The 14,060-nt window shown below is 70.8% G+C and carries 15 protein-coding genes; 3 read left to right on the forward strand and 12 right to left on the reverse strand.

All coding sequences use genetic code 11. From position 1 onward, the window contains the following. From DEI92_RS15685 to DEI92_RS15705, 5 genes are all read right to left on the reverse strand, one after another. Positions 1 to 1,198 (reverse strand): ABC transporter ATP-binding protein (locus tag DEI92_RS15685; protein WP_111014194.1); only part of this gene is annotated, 1,198 nt, incomplete at its 3' end. Next, positions 1,195 to 2,250, reverse strand: a complete 1,056-nt coding sequence (locus DEI92_RS15690; protein WP_111014195.1) for an ABC transporter ATP-binding protein — start codon at positions 2,248 to 2,250, stop codon at positions 1,195 to 1,197. The genes DEI92_RS15685 and DEI92_RS15690, both read right to left, overlap by 4 nt. A gap of 1 nt (position 2,251) precedes the next feature. Next, positions 2,252 to 3,136: an ABC transporter permease gene (locus DEI92_RS15695; protein ID WP_111011507.1), complete on the reverse strand. Its 885-nt coding sequence runs from the start codon at positions 3,134 to 3,136 to the stop codon at positions 2,252 to 2,254. Beyond that, the gene (locus DEI92_RS15700) at positions 3,133 to 4,092 is read right to left on the reverse strand and encodes an ABC transporter permease (protein ID WP_111011506.1); all 960 of its coding nucleotides are present in this window, start codon (positions 4,090 to 4,092) and stop codon (positions 3,133 to 3,135) included. The genes DEI92_RS15695 and DEI92_RS15700 overlap by 4 nt, the downstream gene beginning before the upstream one ends. An 86-nt stretch (positions 4,093 to 4,178) precedes the next feature. Beyond that, entirely contained in the window at positions 4,179 to 5,729 is a 1,551-nt protein-coding gene (locus DEI92_RS15705; protein ID WP_111014196.1) for an ABC transporter substrate-binding protein, read from the reverse strand. A 157-nt stretch (positions 5,730 to 5,886) separates the two neighbouring features. On the opposite strand from DEI92_RS15705, the gene DEI92_RS16630 reads away from it, so the two are divergent. Continuing rightward, a complete protein-coding gene (locus DEI92_RS16630; protein WP_181434999.1) occupies positions 5,887 to 6,378 on the forward strand; it encodes a GNAT family N-acetyltransferase in 492 nt (163 codons plus the stop codon). 42 nt (positions 6,379 to 6,420) lie between these two features. Next, entirely contained in the window at positions 6,421 to 7,239 is an 819-nt protein-coding gene (locus tag DEI92_RS15715) for a shikimate 5-dehydrogenase (RefSeq protein WP_111014198.1), read from the forward strand. Positions 7,240 to 7,329: 90 nt separating this feature from the next. On the opposite strand, the gene DEI92_RS15720 is transcribed toward DEI92_RS15715, so the two are convergent. Genes DEI92_RS15720 through DEI92_RS15735 form a run of 4 tightly spaced genes read right to left on the reverse strand, consistent with a single transcriptional unit; the run spans position 7,330 to position 10,829 of the window. Beyond that, positions 7,330 to 8,040, reverse strand: a complete 711-nt coding sequence (locus DEI92_RS15720; RefSeq protein WP_111014199.1) for a GAF and ANTAR domain-containing protein — start codon at positions 8,038 to 8,040, stop codon at positions 7,330 to 7,332. Then, positions 8,037 to 8,822: a helix-turn-helix transcriptional regulator gene (locus tag DEI92_RS15725; protein ID WP_111014200.1), complete on the reverse strand. Its 786-nt coding sequence runs from the start codon at positions 8,820 to 8,822 to the stop codon at positions 8,037 to 8,039. Before DEI92_RS15725 ends, DEI92_RS15720 begins: the two co-directional genes overlap by 4 nt. A 53-nt stretch (positions 8,823 to 8,875) precedes the next feature. Further along, positions 8,876 to 9,340, reverse strand: coding sequence for an SRPBCC family protein (locus DEI92_RS15730; protein WP_111014201.1), 465 nt, complete (start codon positions 9,338 to 9,340; stop codon positions 8,876 to 8,878). A 13-nt stretch (positions 9,341 to 9,353) separates the two neighbouring features. Next, a complete protein-coding gene (locus DEI92_RS15735) occupies positions 9,354 to 10,829 on the reverse strand; it encodes an NAD(P)/FAD-dependent oxidoreductase (RefSeq protein WP_258368776.1) in 1,476 nt (491 codons plus the stop codon). Positions 10,830 to 11,039: 210 nt separating this feature from the next. On the opposite strand from DEI92_RS15735, the gene DEI92_RS15740 reads away from it, so the two are divergent. After that, on the forward strand, positions 11,040 to 11,282 hold the full coding sequence (locus tag DEI92_RS15740; RefSeq protein ID WP_111014203.1) for a DUF6458 family protein: 243 nt from the start codon (positions 11,040 to 11,042) through the stop codon (positions 11,280 to 11,282). A 68-nt stretch (positions 11,283 to 11,350) separates the two neighbouring features. Here the strand turns inward: DEI92_RS15740 and DEI92_RS15745 are convergent, their stop codons facing one another. The 3 genes from DEI92_RS15745 to DEI92_RS15755 form a co-directional block, all read right to left on the reverse strand. After that, positions 11,351 to 11,905, reverse strand: coding sequence for a hypothetical protein (locus DEI92_RS15745; protein ID WP_146249175.1), 555 nt, complete (start codon positions 11,903 to 11,905; stop codon positions 11,351 to 11,353). Between the two features lie 132 nt (positions 11,906 to 12,037). Then, entirely contained in the window at positions 12,038 to 13,315 is a 1,278-nt protein-coding gene (locus tag DEI92_RS15750) for an ABC transporter permease (RefSeq protein ID WP_111011497.1), read from the reverse strand. Continuing rightward, a complete protein-coding gene (locus tag DEI92_RS15755; RefSeq protein WP_111014205.1) occupies positions 13,312 to 14,007 on the reverse strand; it encodes an ABC transporter ATP-binding protein in 696 nt (231 codons plus the stop codon). The genes DEI92_RS15750 and DEI92_RS15755 overlap by 4 nt, the downstream gene beginning before the upstream one ends. Positions 14,008 to 14,060 lie beyond the last annotated feature (53 nt).

The raw sequence follows: 14,060 nt of genomic DNA on the forward strand, positions 1-14,060 counted from the left end.
GGGCCGGGGTGGCGGTCTGGGGGCGGTCGACGGGATCGCCCTCGACGAGCGCGTCGGGATCGAGCAGGACCTCGGGTTCCGTGAGTGCGGGGTCGTCGAGTTCGATCGCCGGTTCGCGGAGCGGGTCGACGTCGCCGAGCTCGGCCGACCGGATGCAGGCGGCGACGTGCGCGGCGGACGTTGCGTCGCCTCCCGGCAGGCCGCCGGCGGACGTCGGACGTGCGCCGATGACGACCGGCACCGGCTCGAGCGCGGGGTCGACGGTGCGGCAGGCGTCGACCGCGTACGGGCAGCGGGGGTGGAACCGGCAGCCGCTCGGGATGTCGAACGGGCTGGGCGGGTCGCCCTGCAGCGCGAGGCGGCTCATGGCGTCCTCGGTGCCCATGCGCGGGATCGAGTCGATGAGCGCCCGCGTGTACGGGTGCCGGGGGTTCCGGAACAGCTCGGCGGTGTCGGCGACCTCGACGATGCGGCCGAGGTACATGACCGCGACGCGCTGGCTCAGGTGCTGCACGACCGCGAGGTTGTGGGCGACGAACAGGATGCTCAGGCCGAGCTCGCGCTGGAGGCGGGCGAACAGTTCGAGGATCGTCGCCTGCACCGACACGTCGAGCGCTGACACCGGCTCGTCGGCGATGAGCACGTCCGGCCGCACGGCGATGGCGCGGGCGATCGCGATGCGCTGCCGCTGGCCGCCCGAGAACTGGCTCGGGTAGGCGTCGAGCGCGTCCTCGTCCAGGCCGACGAGCCCGAGGACCCGGATGCTCTCGGCCCGCACCTCGTTCCGCGGCACGATGCGGTGCAGGAGCAGGAGCTCGCGGAGCATCGAGCCGACGCTCATCCGGGGGTTGAGCGACGAGTACGGGTCCTGGAACACCATCTGGATGCGGCGTGAGGCCTCGCGGTCGCGGTGGACCGGCAGCGCGGCACCGTCGGCGTCGACCCGACCCGTCGTCGCGGTGACGCTGCCGACGAGGATCTTGGCGAGCGTCGACTTGCCCGATCCGGACTCGCCGACGAGCGCGAGGACCTCGCCGCGCCGGAGGTCGAGGTCGATGCCGTCGAGGGCCTTGAGCGCCGGACGCTCGGTGCGTCGGACGCGGTCGACGACGGTCACGGGCAGGGCGTACCGCTTCGTGACGCCCGTGGCGCTGAGGACGGCGCCGGTGTCGGGCACCGTGGGCGCGGTCGTGGTCATGCGGGGACTCCCTCGAACACCTCGTGCGTGCGGATGCAGGCGGCGGTGCGGCCGGGCCCGACGTCCTCCTGCGGCGGCATGGCGGTCGTGCACGCCTCGACGACGAACGGGCAGCGCGGTGCGAACGGGCAGCCGGACGGCCGGGCGGCCAGGTTCGGCGGGAACCCGGGGATCGGCACGAGTGCACGGTCGGGGTCGTCGAAGTCCGGCGCCGAGTCGAGCAGGCCCTTCGTGTACGGGTGCCGCGGGTCGGCGAAGACGGCCTTGACCGGGCCCGTCTCCACCCGGTGGCCGGCGTACATCACCGCGACCCGGCTGCACGTCTGGTTGACGACGGCGAGGTCGTGCGTGACGAACGCGAGCGCGGCGCCCGTGGCGTCGCAGAGCTCTTCGAGCAGCTGGAGCACCTGGTGCTGGACCGTCACGTCGAGCGCGGTGGTCGGCTCGTCGCAGAGCACGAGCTTCGGTGAGCACGACAGCGCCATCGCGATCATGACGCGCTGCCGGAGCCCGCCCGACAGCTCGTGCGGGTAGGCCGCGGCGCGGCGCTCGGGATCCGGGATGCCCGTCCGGCGCATCATCTCGACGGCCAGGTCGTGCGCCGCGGCGCGCGAGAGCCCGAGGTACCGACGCGGCCCCTCGGCGATCTGGTCGCCCACGCGGAGCACCGGGTTGAGCGCGGTCATCGGCTCCTGGAACACCATGGCGATCTCGGGGCCCATGAGGCGGCGCCGTTCCTTCGCGCCGAGGCCCGCGAGGTCCCGCCCGCGGTAGCGGATCGCACCCGAGAGGACCGTGACGCCCTTCGGCAGCAGCCCCGCGATCGCCCGGAGCGTCAGGGACTTGCCCGAGCCGGACTCGCCGACGATCCCGAACCGCTCGCCCTCGGCGATGCTGAACCCCAGGTCCTCGACGATCCGGACGTCGGGGCGCCCCCGGCGTCGGATACCGATGGTGAGGCCCTCGACCTCGAGCAGCGGTGCGGTCGTCGTGGTGCTCGCGTTCGTCGCCGCGGTCGTGGCCGTCGTCGGCATGTCGTGTCGTCCCTCCATGTCAGCGCCTCCGGTCCGGGCTGAGCAGGTCGCTGATGCCGTCGCCGAGCCAGGACAGGCCGAGGCTCGTGACGACCACGACGAGCCCGGGGATCGTCGTCTGCTGCCACTGGGTCGTGATGAACTCCTGGCCGTCGACGATCATCGAGCCCCACTCGGCGGTCGGCGGTTCGATGCCGAGGCCGAGGTACCCGAGCGTGACGATCGCCATGATGTCCATGACGATGTCGCTCATCGCGTAGATGATCGCCTGCGTCATGACGTTCGGGGCGATGTGCCGGACGAGCAGCCGCACGTGGGACATGCCCCCGAGTCGGGCCGCGACGACGTAGTCCTGCTGCTTGGCCACCAGGACCTCGCCGCGGACGATCTTGGCGTAGGACACCCACGACACGGCGGCGATCGCCAGGTAGATGCTCGCCTCGCCCGCCCCGAGGACGAACACCAGCACGATGACCATGACGTAGAAGGGGAACGCGAAGAACACGTCGACGATGCGCATGAGGATCGTGTCGACGATGCCGCCCACGTACCCGGCGATCGCGCCGACGACGCTGCCGACGACGAACGGGATGAGCACCGCGAGGAACCCGACCCGCAGGTCGACCCGCGCGCCCCAGATGAGGCGGGACAGGACGTCGCGGCCGTACTTGTCGGTCCCGAGCCAGTGCGCCGAACTCGGCGACTCGAGCGCCGCCTCCAGGTGCTGCTTGACGGGGTCGTAGGGCGCGATGACGGGCGCGGCGACCGCCACCACCACGAGCAGCCCGACGATGACGATGCCCGCCATGAGCGAGCCGTTCCGGTACCAGGCCTTGAGCGAGCGTGTCCGGGAGGCGCGGCGCCGGTTCTTGAAGCCGACCAACGTCGCCGTGGGGGTGGTCATGCGGCGTTCCCTCCGGCCAGGTCGACCCGCGGGTCGAGCATCGTGTAGACGACGTCGGTCAGGATCCCGACCACGACGACGAAGATGGCGACGAAGAGCGTGACGCCCTGGATCGTCGGGAAGTCACGGGCGAAGATCGCGTTCACCATGAGCGACCCGAGGCCGGGGAGCGCGAACACCTTCTCGATGACGAGCGATCCGCCGACGAGGTACCCGAGGTTGACGCCGATGATCGACACCGTCGGGATCGCCGCGTTGCGGATCACGTGGTCGCGGAAGAGCGGGACCCCGTACGCGCCCTTCGACTTGGCGGTGCCGACGTACTCCGACTCGAGCACGCCGATCATCGACGAGCGGAGGCTCCGGATGATCGTCGGTGACATCGCGATCGCGAGCGTCAGCGCGGGGAGGAACAGGGAGTACAGGTGACCGCCGGCGCCGTTGCCGTAGCCACCCACCGGGAACGCCTTGACGTCGACCGCGAGCAGCAGGATGAGCATGATGCCGACCCAGAACTGCGGCATGCCCTGCCCGAGCAGGGTGACCGCGCGGGCGGCGAGGTCACGGCCGCCGTTGGGCCGCGAGGCCGCCAGCGACGCGAGCGGGATGCTGATCGCGAGCGCCATGAGGAGTGCGAGGCCGAGCAGCGAGAGCGTCACGGGCACGGCCTGCATGACGAGCTGCGTGACGGGGAGCTGGTAGGTGAGGCTCGAGCCGAGGTTCCCGTGCAGGATCTGTCCGAGGAACAGGAAGTACTGCTTCCACAGCGGCTGGTCGAGGCCGAGCTGCTGGGTCAGGGCGGCGACGCTCGCCTTCGTCGCGCGCTCGCCGAGGAGCGCCAGTGCGGCGTTCCCGGGCAGGAGGTGCGACAGGAAGAAGACGATGATCGTCACGCCGAACGCGACCGGGATCGCCTGGATGAGGCGTCCGGGGATGAAGCGCAGGCGGTGGAGCATGGGGTGCCTTCCGCAGGGGGCGGGTGGTGATGGATGGGAGGGACGGGTCGGGCTCGACCCGTCCCTCCCGGCCGTCGGTCAGTCCGTCAGGACTGCTTCTTGACGTTCTCGAGCTGGAAGTTCCCGAGGGGCGTCACGTGGAATCCGGACACCTTGTCCGAGATCCCGTAGACGTACGGCGAGTAGTACAGGTACGCGAGGAACGCGTCGTCGCCGGTCTGCTGCTGCAGCTGGGCGTACAGCGCCTTGCGCTTGCTCGACACGACCGACTGCTGGGCCTGGCTGTTGAGCTTGACCACCGCGGCGTTGTCGTAGTTCGTGAACGCCGAGTTCGAGCCACCGTTGGGGTCGACCGCGAACGAGGTCCACTCGTCGGGGTCCGGGATGTCCATCGTCCACGCGGACCACGCCATGTCGAAGTCGCCCGCGAGCCGAGCCTGCTTGTTCGCGGTCGGGTCGAGCTGCTTGATCTTCATGGTGATGCCGATCTTCTTGAGCTCGGACTGCATGATCTGCGCGATCGACGTCTCGTTCGGGTCACCGGAGCGGATGAGCAGCGTCGTCGTGAAGCCACTCGGCTGCGACGACTGCTTGAGTTCGGCCTTGGCCTTCTTCACGTTGTACGTCGGGCCGTCGGCGTTCTTGTCGTAGTACGGCGTCCCGGGCGAGAGCAGCGAGTTCGCGACCGAACCGTGGCCGAACAGGATCGCCTTGACCATGGCCTTGCGGTCGATGGCGTACGCGATGGCGCGGCGGACGTGCACGTCGTCGAACGGCTTGCGCTTCTCGTTGAAGGCGATGTAGTCGATCTGCGTCGACTTGAAGGTCTTGGCGGCCACGCCCGACGCGCTCGCGAGCGAGGACAGGCTCGACCAGTCCGGCGTGTCGTCGACGTCGATCTGACCGCCCTGGAGCTGCAGCTTCCGGGTGTTCGCGTCGGGGACCACCGTGAACACGACCTTCTTCAGGTGCGGCTTGCCCTTCTGCCAGTAGTGCGTGTTCTTGACGAGGGTCAGCGACTGGCCCTTCTTCCACGAGCTCCACTTGTACGGGCCGGTGCCGACCGGGTGCGTGTAGAACTGCTCCTTCGTCTCGCCGCCGTAGTTGTCGGGGACGATCGCGTTGCTGAACAGCGAGAGGTCGGCGATGAGCGGGGCCCATGCGTGCTTGAGGTGGATGTCGATGGTCGCGTCGTCGACGGCCGTGACGTTGTCGATCGCGGCGTTGATGTACCCCCAGCCGCTCGAGCCCGTGGCGGTGTCCGCGTCGAGCGAGAACTTGACGTCCTTGGCCGTGACCGGGTCACCGTTCGAGAACTCGACGCCCTTGCGGAGGTGGATCGTGTAGTCGAGCTTGTCCGACGAGATCGAGTAGCTCTTGGCGAGCCACGGGGTGAGCTTCTTGCCGTTCGCGCTGACGTTGAACAGCGGCTCCATGATCTGCTGCTGCACGTGGATGGAGTTGTTGTCGAACGTGGTCGTGTTGTCCATCGAGATGATGTCGGCGGACCGGGCGATCGTCAGCGTGCCGCCCTTCGTGGTGGCTGCGGACGCGGTGGCGCCGCCGGTGCCGACGGCGACGACGACCGCCGCTGCGGCGGCGACGGCGGCGACCGCGACGCGGGTGCGTTGCTTCATGTGCCTCTTCACTTCCCCGACGTCGGACGACGCCGGTCTTCGGACTCGGGAGCGGTGCGGAGGACCGGTGCCGTCCGGAGGCGGCGCGATCCGTAGTGATGATTACAGTAAGGGCAGTTCTTTTCCGATTTGTTACGTTTGTAAGACGATGTCCGAGATGACCGCACCGCCGCAACCCGTCCTCGCGCTCCGCCCGTTCACGCCCGCCGACGCCGCCGTCCTCGTGACCTGGTTCACGACCCCGGAGCAGGCCTCCGCGTTCGCCGGGACGGGTGCGCCCTGGCCGTACACCGCGGCCGCGCTGCTCGCGTCGATCGACGATCCGAGTCGCCAGGCATGGACCGTCACCGCCGTCGAGGCCCCCGACGCCGTGCTCGGCCACGTCGAGACCGCGCTCGTCACCCCGACCACGGGGCGCCTGGCACGGATCGCCCTGGCACCCGGGCAGCGCGGCCGGGGCCTGTCGACCCCGATGCTCGAGCTCGCCCTCGACGCGGCCCGGTCGATCGGCATGGAGGAGGTCGCCCTGTTCGTCGTCCCGGGCAACGAACCCGCGCTGCGGGCCTACGCGCGAGTCGGCTTCCGCCCCACCGAGCGCGATCCGGAGCACCCGGAGTACCTGCGCCTGGCCCGCACCCTGGCTTCCTGACCGGTCCCCGCCCCCTCGTTCCGCGCCGGGCATGCTGGGACCATGCCGATCCTCCACAAGGACATGCAGGTGTGCATGTCGCTCGCCGGTCGCCCGAGCAACATCGGGACCCGCTTCCACAACTTCCTCTACGACGAGCTCGGCCTCGACTTCGTGTACAAGGCGTTCACGACGACCGATCTCGAGGGCGCGGTCCGCGGCATCCGCGCGCTCGGCATCCGCGGGTGCTCGGTGTCCATGCCGTACAAGGAGGCGATCATCCCGCTCGTCGACACGCTCGAACCGTCCGCGGCCGCGATCGACTCCGTCAACACCGTCGTCAACGACGACGGCGTGCTGACGGCGTCGAACACCGACCACGAGGCGGTCGCCGCCCTGCTCGCCGACCACGGCGTGGACCCCCGCTCCTCGGTCCTGCTCCGCGGGTCCGGTGGGATGGCGAAGGCGGTCGTCGCGGCGTTCCGCGGCAGGGGGTTCGACGACCTCACCGTCGTGGCACGGAACCGGGACACGGGCACCGCACTGGCGGAGCGGTACGGCTACCGATGGCTCGCCGACGGCGCCGGGGCCGGACACGCCGACGTCCTCGTGAACGTCACGCCGATCGGCATGCACGGCGACGCCGCCGGCGAGCTCGCGTTCCCCGAGGAGCGCATCGCCGACGCGCACACGGTGGTCGACGTCGTGGCCTTCCCGGCGGAGACACCACTCGTCACCGCCGCCCGTGTCGCCGGGAGGCACCTCATCACGGGCGCCGAGGTGATCGCGCTCCAGGCCGCCCGGCAGTTCGAGCGGTACACGGGCGTCGCCTTGACCGCGGACCAGGTGGCGCGCGCGTCGGCCTTCAGCCGCGCGGAGTGACCGCCGGCGGAAGCCCGTCCCAGCGGACGCGGGGCGACGCCACCGCGCCGTGCCGCGCGGAGTCCGCCACGCCCCGGCGCTGATCCGGGTTCACTCCGACTCCTCGATGAGTCCGCCGCGGCGCTCGAAGCGGAGTTTCCCGCTGAGGACGTCCTCGGCGATCTCGCGCGTCGGTCGGCGTCGCGCGAAGGCGTGCCCCTGGAGGAGCAGGTAGGCGTCCTCCGCGGTGATGTCGAGCTGCGCCAGCACGACGCCCGTCGCCTGGTGGACCATCCGGCGCGAGGACGGCGTGCGGTCGAGCACCGCCCCGCCGACGCCGATCGACGCGATGGACCGCTGGAGGATCCGCCGGCCCACCGCGGTGGAGAGCAGGCTCGCCTGCTCGACCTGCTCCGGCTCGAGGGGGGTCGGCTCCGGCGCGTACAGGTCCACCGCACCGAGTCGGAGCGGTCCGAACATGACGGGGAACGCGAACAGCGCGCCGACGGCCTCGTGCCGGACTGCTTCGGTGAACGCGGGCCACGACCGCGAGGCGCGGTGTCGGATGTCGTCCTCGAGGACCGGCTGCGCACGCCGGATCGCCTCCCAGCAGGGGCCCTCGTGCAGGTCGAACTGGATCTCGTCGATCCGGGACGCCGTGATGTCCGACGCCGAGATGGTCTCGTTGCCGAACGGGACCCCGAACGACGAGACGGAGCACCCGCGGACGGGGAGCAGCCGCACGAACGGGACGCTGAGGTCCGCGTCCCGTACACGCCCGGACCGGAGTGCGCTGAGGGTTCGCTCGAACTCGCCACTCATGCGGTCTCCTCCAGCGGGTCGCTCGCCTCGTGGTCGCCGTCGAGGTGCTCGTCGGGAGCCGCGCCGGCCCACGAGGGGAGCTCCGCCGACGGGTAGTCACCCTGCGGGTCGGGAACACGGACCATGGGGTTCACGGAACGTAACGTGATGCCCTCGACGTCGAAGGCCGCTCGGCGGAGCGCACGGCCGAGCACGAACGCGACCAGGTCGTCCACGCCGCCCGAGGGCCGGTAGCCCGGCCATGCGCGCTGGCCCTGGTCGAGCTGTTCGTCGATGCTGGCGCGCATCACGTCGGCGTCGTCGATCTCGACCTCGCAGTCGAGCACGAGACGGAAATGGGGCCGGTCCTCATGCGCGACACCGGCCACGTCCACGGGAGCGGTACGGCCGTCCATGTCCTCGCCGGACAGGAAGCGGAGCGTCGTGCTCGGCGCGATGCCGTACACCGAGCGGTACGCGGTCGCCATGCGGCCCACGTTGCTGAACCGCCAGCGCCGGGCGACCTCGGCGACGGTCAACCGCTGACCCGGCTCGGCGTTCCGGAGGTCACGGTGCACGCCCTCGAGCCGGACGCTGCGCAGGTACTCCATCGGCGACACGTCGACCTCGCGCTGGAACGCTGCCTGCAGGCCGCGCGGGGTCAGGACCGACGCTGCGGCGATGTCCTGCAGGCGGATGTGCGAGCGCGCGTTCTCGCGGATGAACCGGATCGCTGCACGGACCGGGCGCGACAGCACGACCGGAGCGGATCCCGATCCGAGATCCTCGCTGTTCGACCCCATCGTGCAACCGTATTGCGTGCGTCCGGTACGGACACTCGGGTTGACCGCCGCACTCAGGCCCCGGGCTCAGTGCCGGTCCGAAGCGCCCATCGGCCGACCGCCACGAGACCGAGCCGACGCAGGGTCTCGATGTTCCGGAGGAACAGCATCGGCTGCATCACGAAGCCCGGTACGAGGGTGCCGGGACCCTTGCTCGGGTTCTCGCGGATCGTCACCTTGCACCCGCGGCGGTGCGGTTCGACGGTCAACTCGACCTGGGCCTCCCCGAGCGGCCAACCGCGCGCCTGGATGCGCATGCGGTACGGCGGATCCCACTCGAGCATGGACGTCGTGTCGTCGATGAGGAACGGCCAGGAGCCGAACGAGTGGTGGATCCGGGCACCCTCCGCCGGCCAGCTGCGGTCGAGCGCACGCATCCGGGAGGCCCCCACCACCCAGACCGGGAACAACCAGCCGTCGCGGAACACGTCGAACACGGCCTCCGGCGGGCATTCGAAGACTCGGACGTTGCGGGCCATGGGGACCTCCTTCTCAGGGCCGAGGGGACAGATCGACGTCCTCGGACAGGTGGAACGTGTGCCGCAGGGCGCTCCGTGCGGCGTGCCAGCCGGCCATGCCGTGGACGCCGGGACCGGGAGCGGCGGACTCGGAACACAGGTACACGCCGTCGGCCGGTGTGCGCCAGGGATCGGGCGACAGCGTGGGGCGCCGGACGAGTTGCCCGAAGGTGGCCGCACCCGCGGCGATGTCGCCGCCGACGTAGTTCGGGTTGTACTGCTCCATCTCGACCGCCGTCCGGCTGGAGCTGGCGATGATCGTGTCCCGGAACCCCGGGGCGAAGCGCTCGATCTGCCGGATGATGGCCTCGGTCTCGTCGTGCTGGGAACCCGCCGGCACGTGGGCGTAGGCCCAGAACACGTGCTTGCCCTCGGGCGCGCGACTCGGGTCGACCACCGTCGGTTCCGAGCCGAGCACGTACGGGTGGTCGTGGCGGCGGCCTTGGGACACCGCGCGCTCGGCGGCGGCGATCTCGGCGCGGGTTCCGCCGATGTGGACGGTGCCCGCCTTCCGGAGGCCGGGGTTCGTCCACGGCACGGGGTCGGACAGTGCGAAGTCGACCTTGGCGGCCGCGTTGCCGAACCGGAAGCGCCGCAGCGCTCGCTGGTAGGAGGACGGGAGGCGGGACCCGGCGATCCGACGCATGCCCTGCGCGCTCGTGTCGAACAGCACGGCGCGGGCGTCGGGGAGGTCCTCGATGCGCTGGACCTCGGTGTCGACCTCGATCGTCCCGCCATGCGCGACGAGGTCGGCCGCCAACGCGTCCACGATCGCCTGGCTCCCCCCGATCGGCACCGGCCACCCCCTGGCGTGCGCGTAGACACCGAGCGACAACGCGGCCGCGGCCGTGGCAAGCGACGGCATCCGCTGGATCGAGTGCGAGGCGACGCCGGTGATCATCGCGGGCGCCACGATGTCCTGGAACCGGCGGTTCCACAGTGCGGTGCCCTGCTCGAGGGCACGCAGCCCGAAGCGCAGGACCGTCACCGGGTGGCGCGGCACGTGCAGCAGCGCGTTCGTCGCGAAGTCGGAGACCTCGTCGGCGTGACGCGCGAGCGGACCCATGAGGTCGCGGTACGCGCGGCCGTCGATCCCGAGTCCATCAGCCGTCCGGTCGATGTCCCGGTACGCGAGCCCGGCACGACCAGCGTCGAGGGGGTGCCCGAACTGGACCTCGGGCAGGCGGAGCTCGATCCGGTCCTCCATGCCGAATCGACGGAAGAACTCGGACTGGAGCGCCATCGGGTGCACGGCCGAGCAGACGTCGTGGAGGAACCCCGGCTCGGTGAGCTCCTTGGTCCGCGCACCCCCGCCGATCGTGTCGTTCCGCTCGTACACGGTGACGGCGAGTCCGGCGCGCGCGAGGGTCACGGCTGCGGCCAGCCCGTTCGGTCCGGCACCGACCACGACCGCATCGACCACGAGCGCTCCCTTCGTCTGGACCCCCACGCTACGGGTCCGGCTCGTCGCGCGCCCACAGCGAGGCGACGTCGTGGATGGGGTCCCCCTCCACAGGTCGAACTGCGTCGACTCGACCTGTGCCGACTCGACGGCTGGTCGGCCGGCCCTGCCGGTCGCGGGCGGCACGGGAGCCATCGGTGTAGCGTCCCGGGAGCCGGACGGAACCGTCGGCGTCCCTCGAGGAAGGCAGAGCACCCCATGCGCATCGGCACCGCCATCGCACTGCTCGTGATCGGCGCGATCCTCGCGTTCGCCGTCAACGTGCAGGTCGCCTGGTTCAACCTGAGCATGATCGGTTACATCCTCATGGTGGCCGGCGTGATCCTGCTCGTGATCAGTCTGGTCGTCGGCCTGCGCGGATCGAGCTCGACCCCGACGACCCGCACCGGCTACGACGCCGACGGCAACCGCATCGAGCGCCGGGACGACTACCGCGCCTGACGCCGGGGCCCCGGAAGCGCGGCAGCGGTCCGCCGTCGAGTCGCGCTGCCGGATCGGCCCTGGCCCGGTCAGTCGGACGCGGGCGGGTGTCCGGGCCGGAGTGCGTCGATGTCCGCCGCGAGCTCCTGCAGGCGGTCCTCGAGCCCGACCTCGTAGTCGTCAGCAGGACCCGCCGCCCATCCGAGCCGCCCGACGACGGTCGAACCGATGTCGTCCCAGGCCCGCTGCCGCGCGGCGATGACGATGGCGTTCACGAAGGACGGATCCTCGCTGCTCGCCTCGAGCCGCTCCGCCAGCTCGGTGTAGGTCGCCTCGCGTGTGCGGAGTTTCAGGTCGTCCCCGCGCTTGTAGTCGTGTTGGTGGCGGGACCGCCCCCGCGCGTTCTGCGCGACCGCTCGGATCTCGCGCATCCGCTCGGCGTCCTCGCGCTGCTCCGCGGCGAACCGACGGAGTTCCTCGCGCGCGGCCTCGGCGACCACGCGGGCGTCGAACGACTCGTGTTGCTGCAGTGCGCTGAGGATGATGCGGTTCGCGACGGCGATGACGATCGCGGACCGGGCGATGAGCATGCCCTCGTCGACCGACCGGCGCAGCTCGTCGGGGTCGATCGGCCGTTCACGCACGTCCTCGTGCTTCGGTCGCTTCCCGAAGACCGCCACCATCGTCCTCCCGCCCCGTCGTGGTCGCCCGCGCGGAGCGACCGTCCTCGACGATACCGAGCCGCGGTCGGGAGGGCGCTCGACCGCGGCTGCTCGTCACTCGTACCGCAGGGCCTCGATGGGATTCTGCCGAGCAGCCCGACGGGCCGGCAACGTGCCCGCGAGGAACGCGATGAGCATCACGACGATGATGATCGTCGCGACCGAGCCGGGCGCGAACTGCAACAGGTGCAGGCCGGGGAGGTCCTTGAGCACCGTGCGGGCCAGGAGGTTCGAGATCCCGGTGCCGAGCAGGATCGCGACCCCCGCGCCGATCGCGCTGCCGAGGAACCCGATGAACACGGCCTCGAGGCTGAACAGCGTGTACACCCGACCGCCACCCATGCCCATGGCCTTCATGAGGCCGATCTCGCGGGTGCGCTCCTGCACGCTCATGAGCAGCGTGTTGATGATCCCGAACCCGGCGGCGATGAGCGCGATCACGGCGAAGGCGTTGAGGACGCCGACGATGCCGTTGATGACCGTCTCGAACTGCCCGAGCTGGTCGGCGATGGTCTGTCCCGTGTAGCCCGCCGCCGACAGGCGGGACTTGACCTTCGCGACATCGGCGCCCGACGCCACCGTCGCCGTGGCGGAGGCGTAGCCCGTCGAGACCGCGGTCGGCTTCGCGGTCTCCTGGGCGGTGCGGAGCGCCTCGGTCAACGCCGCGTTCGCACCCGCACCACCGCCGAAGAGCGACTCGTTCTGCACACCGACGACCGTCGCCCGGACCTGGTGCTCCTGCCCGAGGTAGTCGTCGATGCCGATCGTGACGGTCGTGCCGACGGCGTTGCGCGCGCTCCCCAGGCCGAGGGCCTTGAGGTCGTTCGTCGGGAGCAGGAGCTGACGCTCGGACGACGTCGACGACAGCTGGCGTCCTGCGGCGAGGTCGGCGTGGATCGCGTCCGCGTCGCCGGCGATGCCGACGACGTACTTGCCGTGGTCGCCGTACTCGAGCCACTTCGGTGACAGCGCCACGGCCGGCTGCACCGACGCGATGCCCGTGGTCCGCCGGATCGCGCTGATGTCCGTCGGGCTGAGGTACGACACCGACGCCGGGCCGCGCTGCGAGGTCTGTCCCGACTCGGACGGGTCGTACTTGGCCGGCCCGTCGTCCGAGCTCGACGTCGTCGCGGCCTTGGTGACGGTGAGCGAGTCGGTGGTGCCGATCGATGCGACCTGCGTGTCGATGTAGGACGACACCCCCGTGCCGATCGCCGAGGTCAGGGTGATCGTGAACGCGCCGATGAAGATCGCGATCACCGTGAGGGTGGTGCGGAGCTTGGACCGGAACGTGTTCCCGATCGCGGTGCGCAGGAGGTCGACGAGGTTCACGCGGCGGCCTCCGTGGTGTCGACGATCAGACCGTCGCGGACGTTCACGCTGCGATCGCACCGCGCGGCGAGTTCGGGGTCGTGGGTGACGACGACGAGCGTGATCCCCCGTTCCCGCTGCAGTCCGAACAGCATGGCCTCGACGAGCTCACCGGTCGTGGTGTCGAGGTTGCCCGTGGGCTCGTCCGCGAAGATCACCGCGGGTTCGTTGACCAGCGCGCGGGCGATGACGACCCGCTGCTTCTGCCCGCCGGACAGGTCGTTGGCGTCGTTCCGTGCCTTGTCGGCGAGACCCAGCGCGTCGAGCGCCTCCATCCCGCGGCGGCGGCGATCACGCGACGACACCCCGGCGATCGTCAGCGGCAGCACGACGTTGTCGAGGACGCTCGTCCGGGGTGTCAGGAAGAACTGCTGGAACACGAACCCGAAGGTGTCGTTGCGCGTCCGGTTCACCTGGCGCGCGGACAGGCGCGCCGCGTCCTGACCGTCGAGGAGCACCTGACCGCTCGTCGGCCGGTCGAGCAGGGCGAGCAGGTGCATGAGGGTCGACTTGCCGGAGCCGCTCTTGCCGACGATCGCGAGGCTCTCGCCCCGGTCCACCGCGAGCGACACCCCCTTGAGCGCGTCGAAGCGGGCGTCACCGCGGCCGTAGGTGCGGGTGAGGCCGCGGGCCTCGAGCACGGGAGTGGGCATGCCGCAACGCTAGCGGCGCCCTGCCCGGCCCGGGTGCGAACCTGCTGGGTGCG

This window comes from Curtobacterium sp. MCBD17_034, assembly GCF_003234515.1.
Lineage (GTDB): Bacteria > Actinomycetota > Actinomycetes > Actinomycetales > Microbacteriaceae > Curtobacterium.

Coding starts and splice junctions, on each gene's coding strand:
- DEI92_RS15690 (WP_111014195.1), bottom strand. CDS start 2,250: ATGGAGGGACGACACGACATGCCGACGACGGCCACGACCGCGGCGACG.
- DEI92_RS15755 (WP_111014205.1), bottom strand. CDS start 14,007: ATGCCCACTCCCGTGCTCGAGGCCCGCGGCCTCACCCGCACCTACGGC.
- DEI92_RS15740 (WP_111014203.1), top strand. CDS start 11,040: ATGCGCATCGGCACCGCCATCGCACTGCTCGTGATCGGCGCGATCCTC.
- DEI92_RS15695 (WP_111011507.1), bottom strand. CDS start 3,136: ATGACCACCCCCACGGCGACGTTGGTCGGCTTCAAGAACCGGCGCCGC.
- DEI92_RS15725 (WP_111014200.1), bottom strand. CDS start 8,822: ATGGGGTCGAACAGCGAGGATCTCGGATCGGGATCCGCTCCGGTCGTG.
- DEI92_RS15715 (WP_111014198.1), top strand. CDS start 6,421: ATGCCGATCCTCCACAAGGACATGCAGGTGTGCATGTCGCTCGCCGGT.
- DEI92_RS16630 (WP_181434999.1), top strand. CDS start 5,887: ATGACCGCACCGCCGCAACCCGTCCTCGCGCTCCGCCCGTTCACGCCC.
- DEI92_RS15700 (WP_111011506.1), bottom strand. CDS start 4,092: ATGCTCCACCGCCTGCGCTTCATCCCCGGACGCCTCATCCAGGCGATC.
- DEI92_RS15730 (WP_111014201.1), bottom strand. CDS start 9,340: ATGGCCCGCAACGTCCGAGTCTTCGAATGCCCGCCGGAGGCCGTGTTC.
- DEI92_RS15705 (WP_111014196.1), bottom strand. CDS start 5,729: ATGAAGCAACGCACCCGCGTCGCGGTCGCCGCCGTCGCCGCCGCAGCG.
- DEI92_RS15720 (WP_111014199.1), bottom strand. CDS start 8,040: ATGAGTGGCGAGTTCGAGCGAACCCTCAGCGCACTCCGGTCCGGGCGT.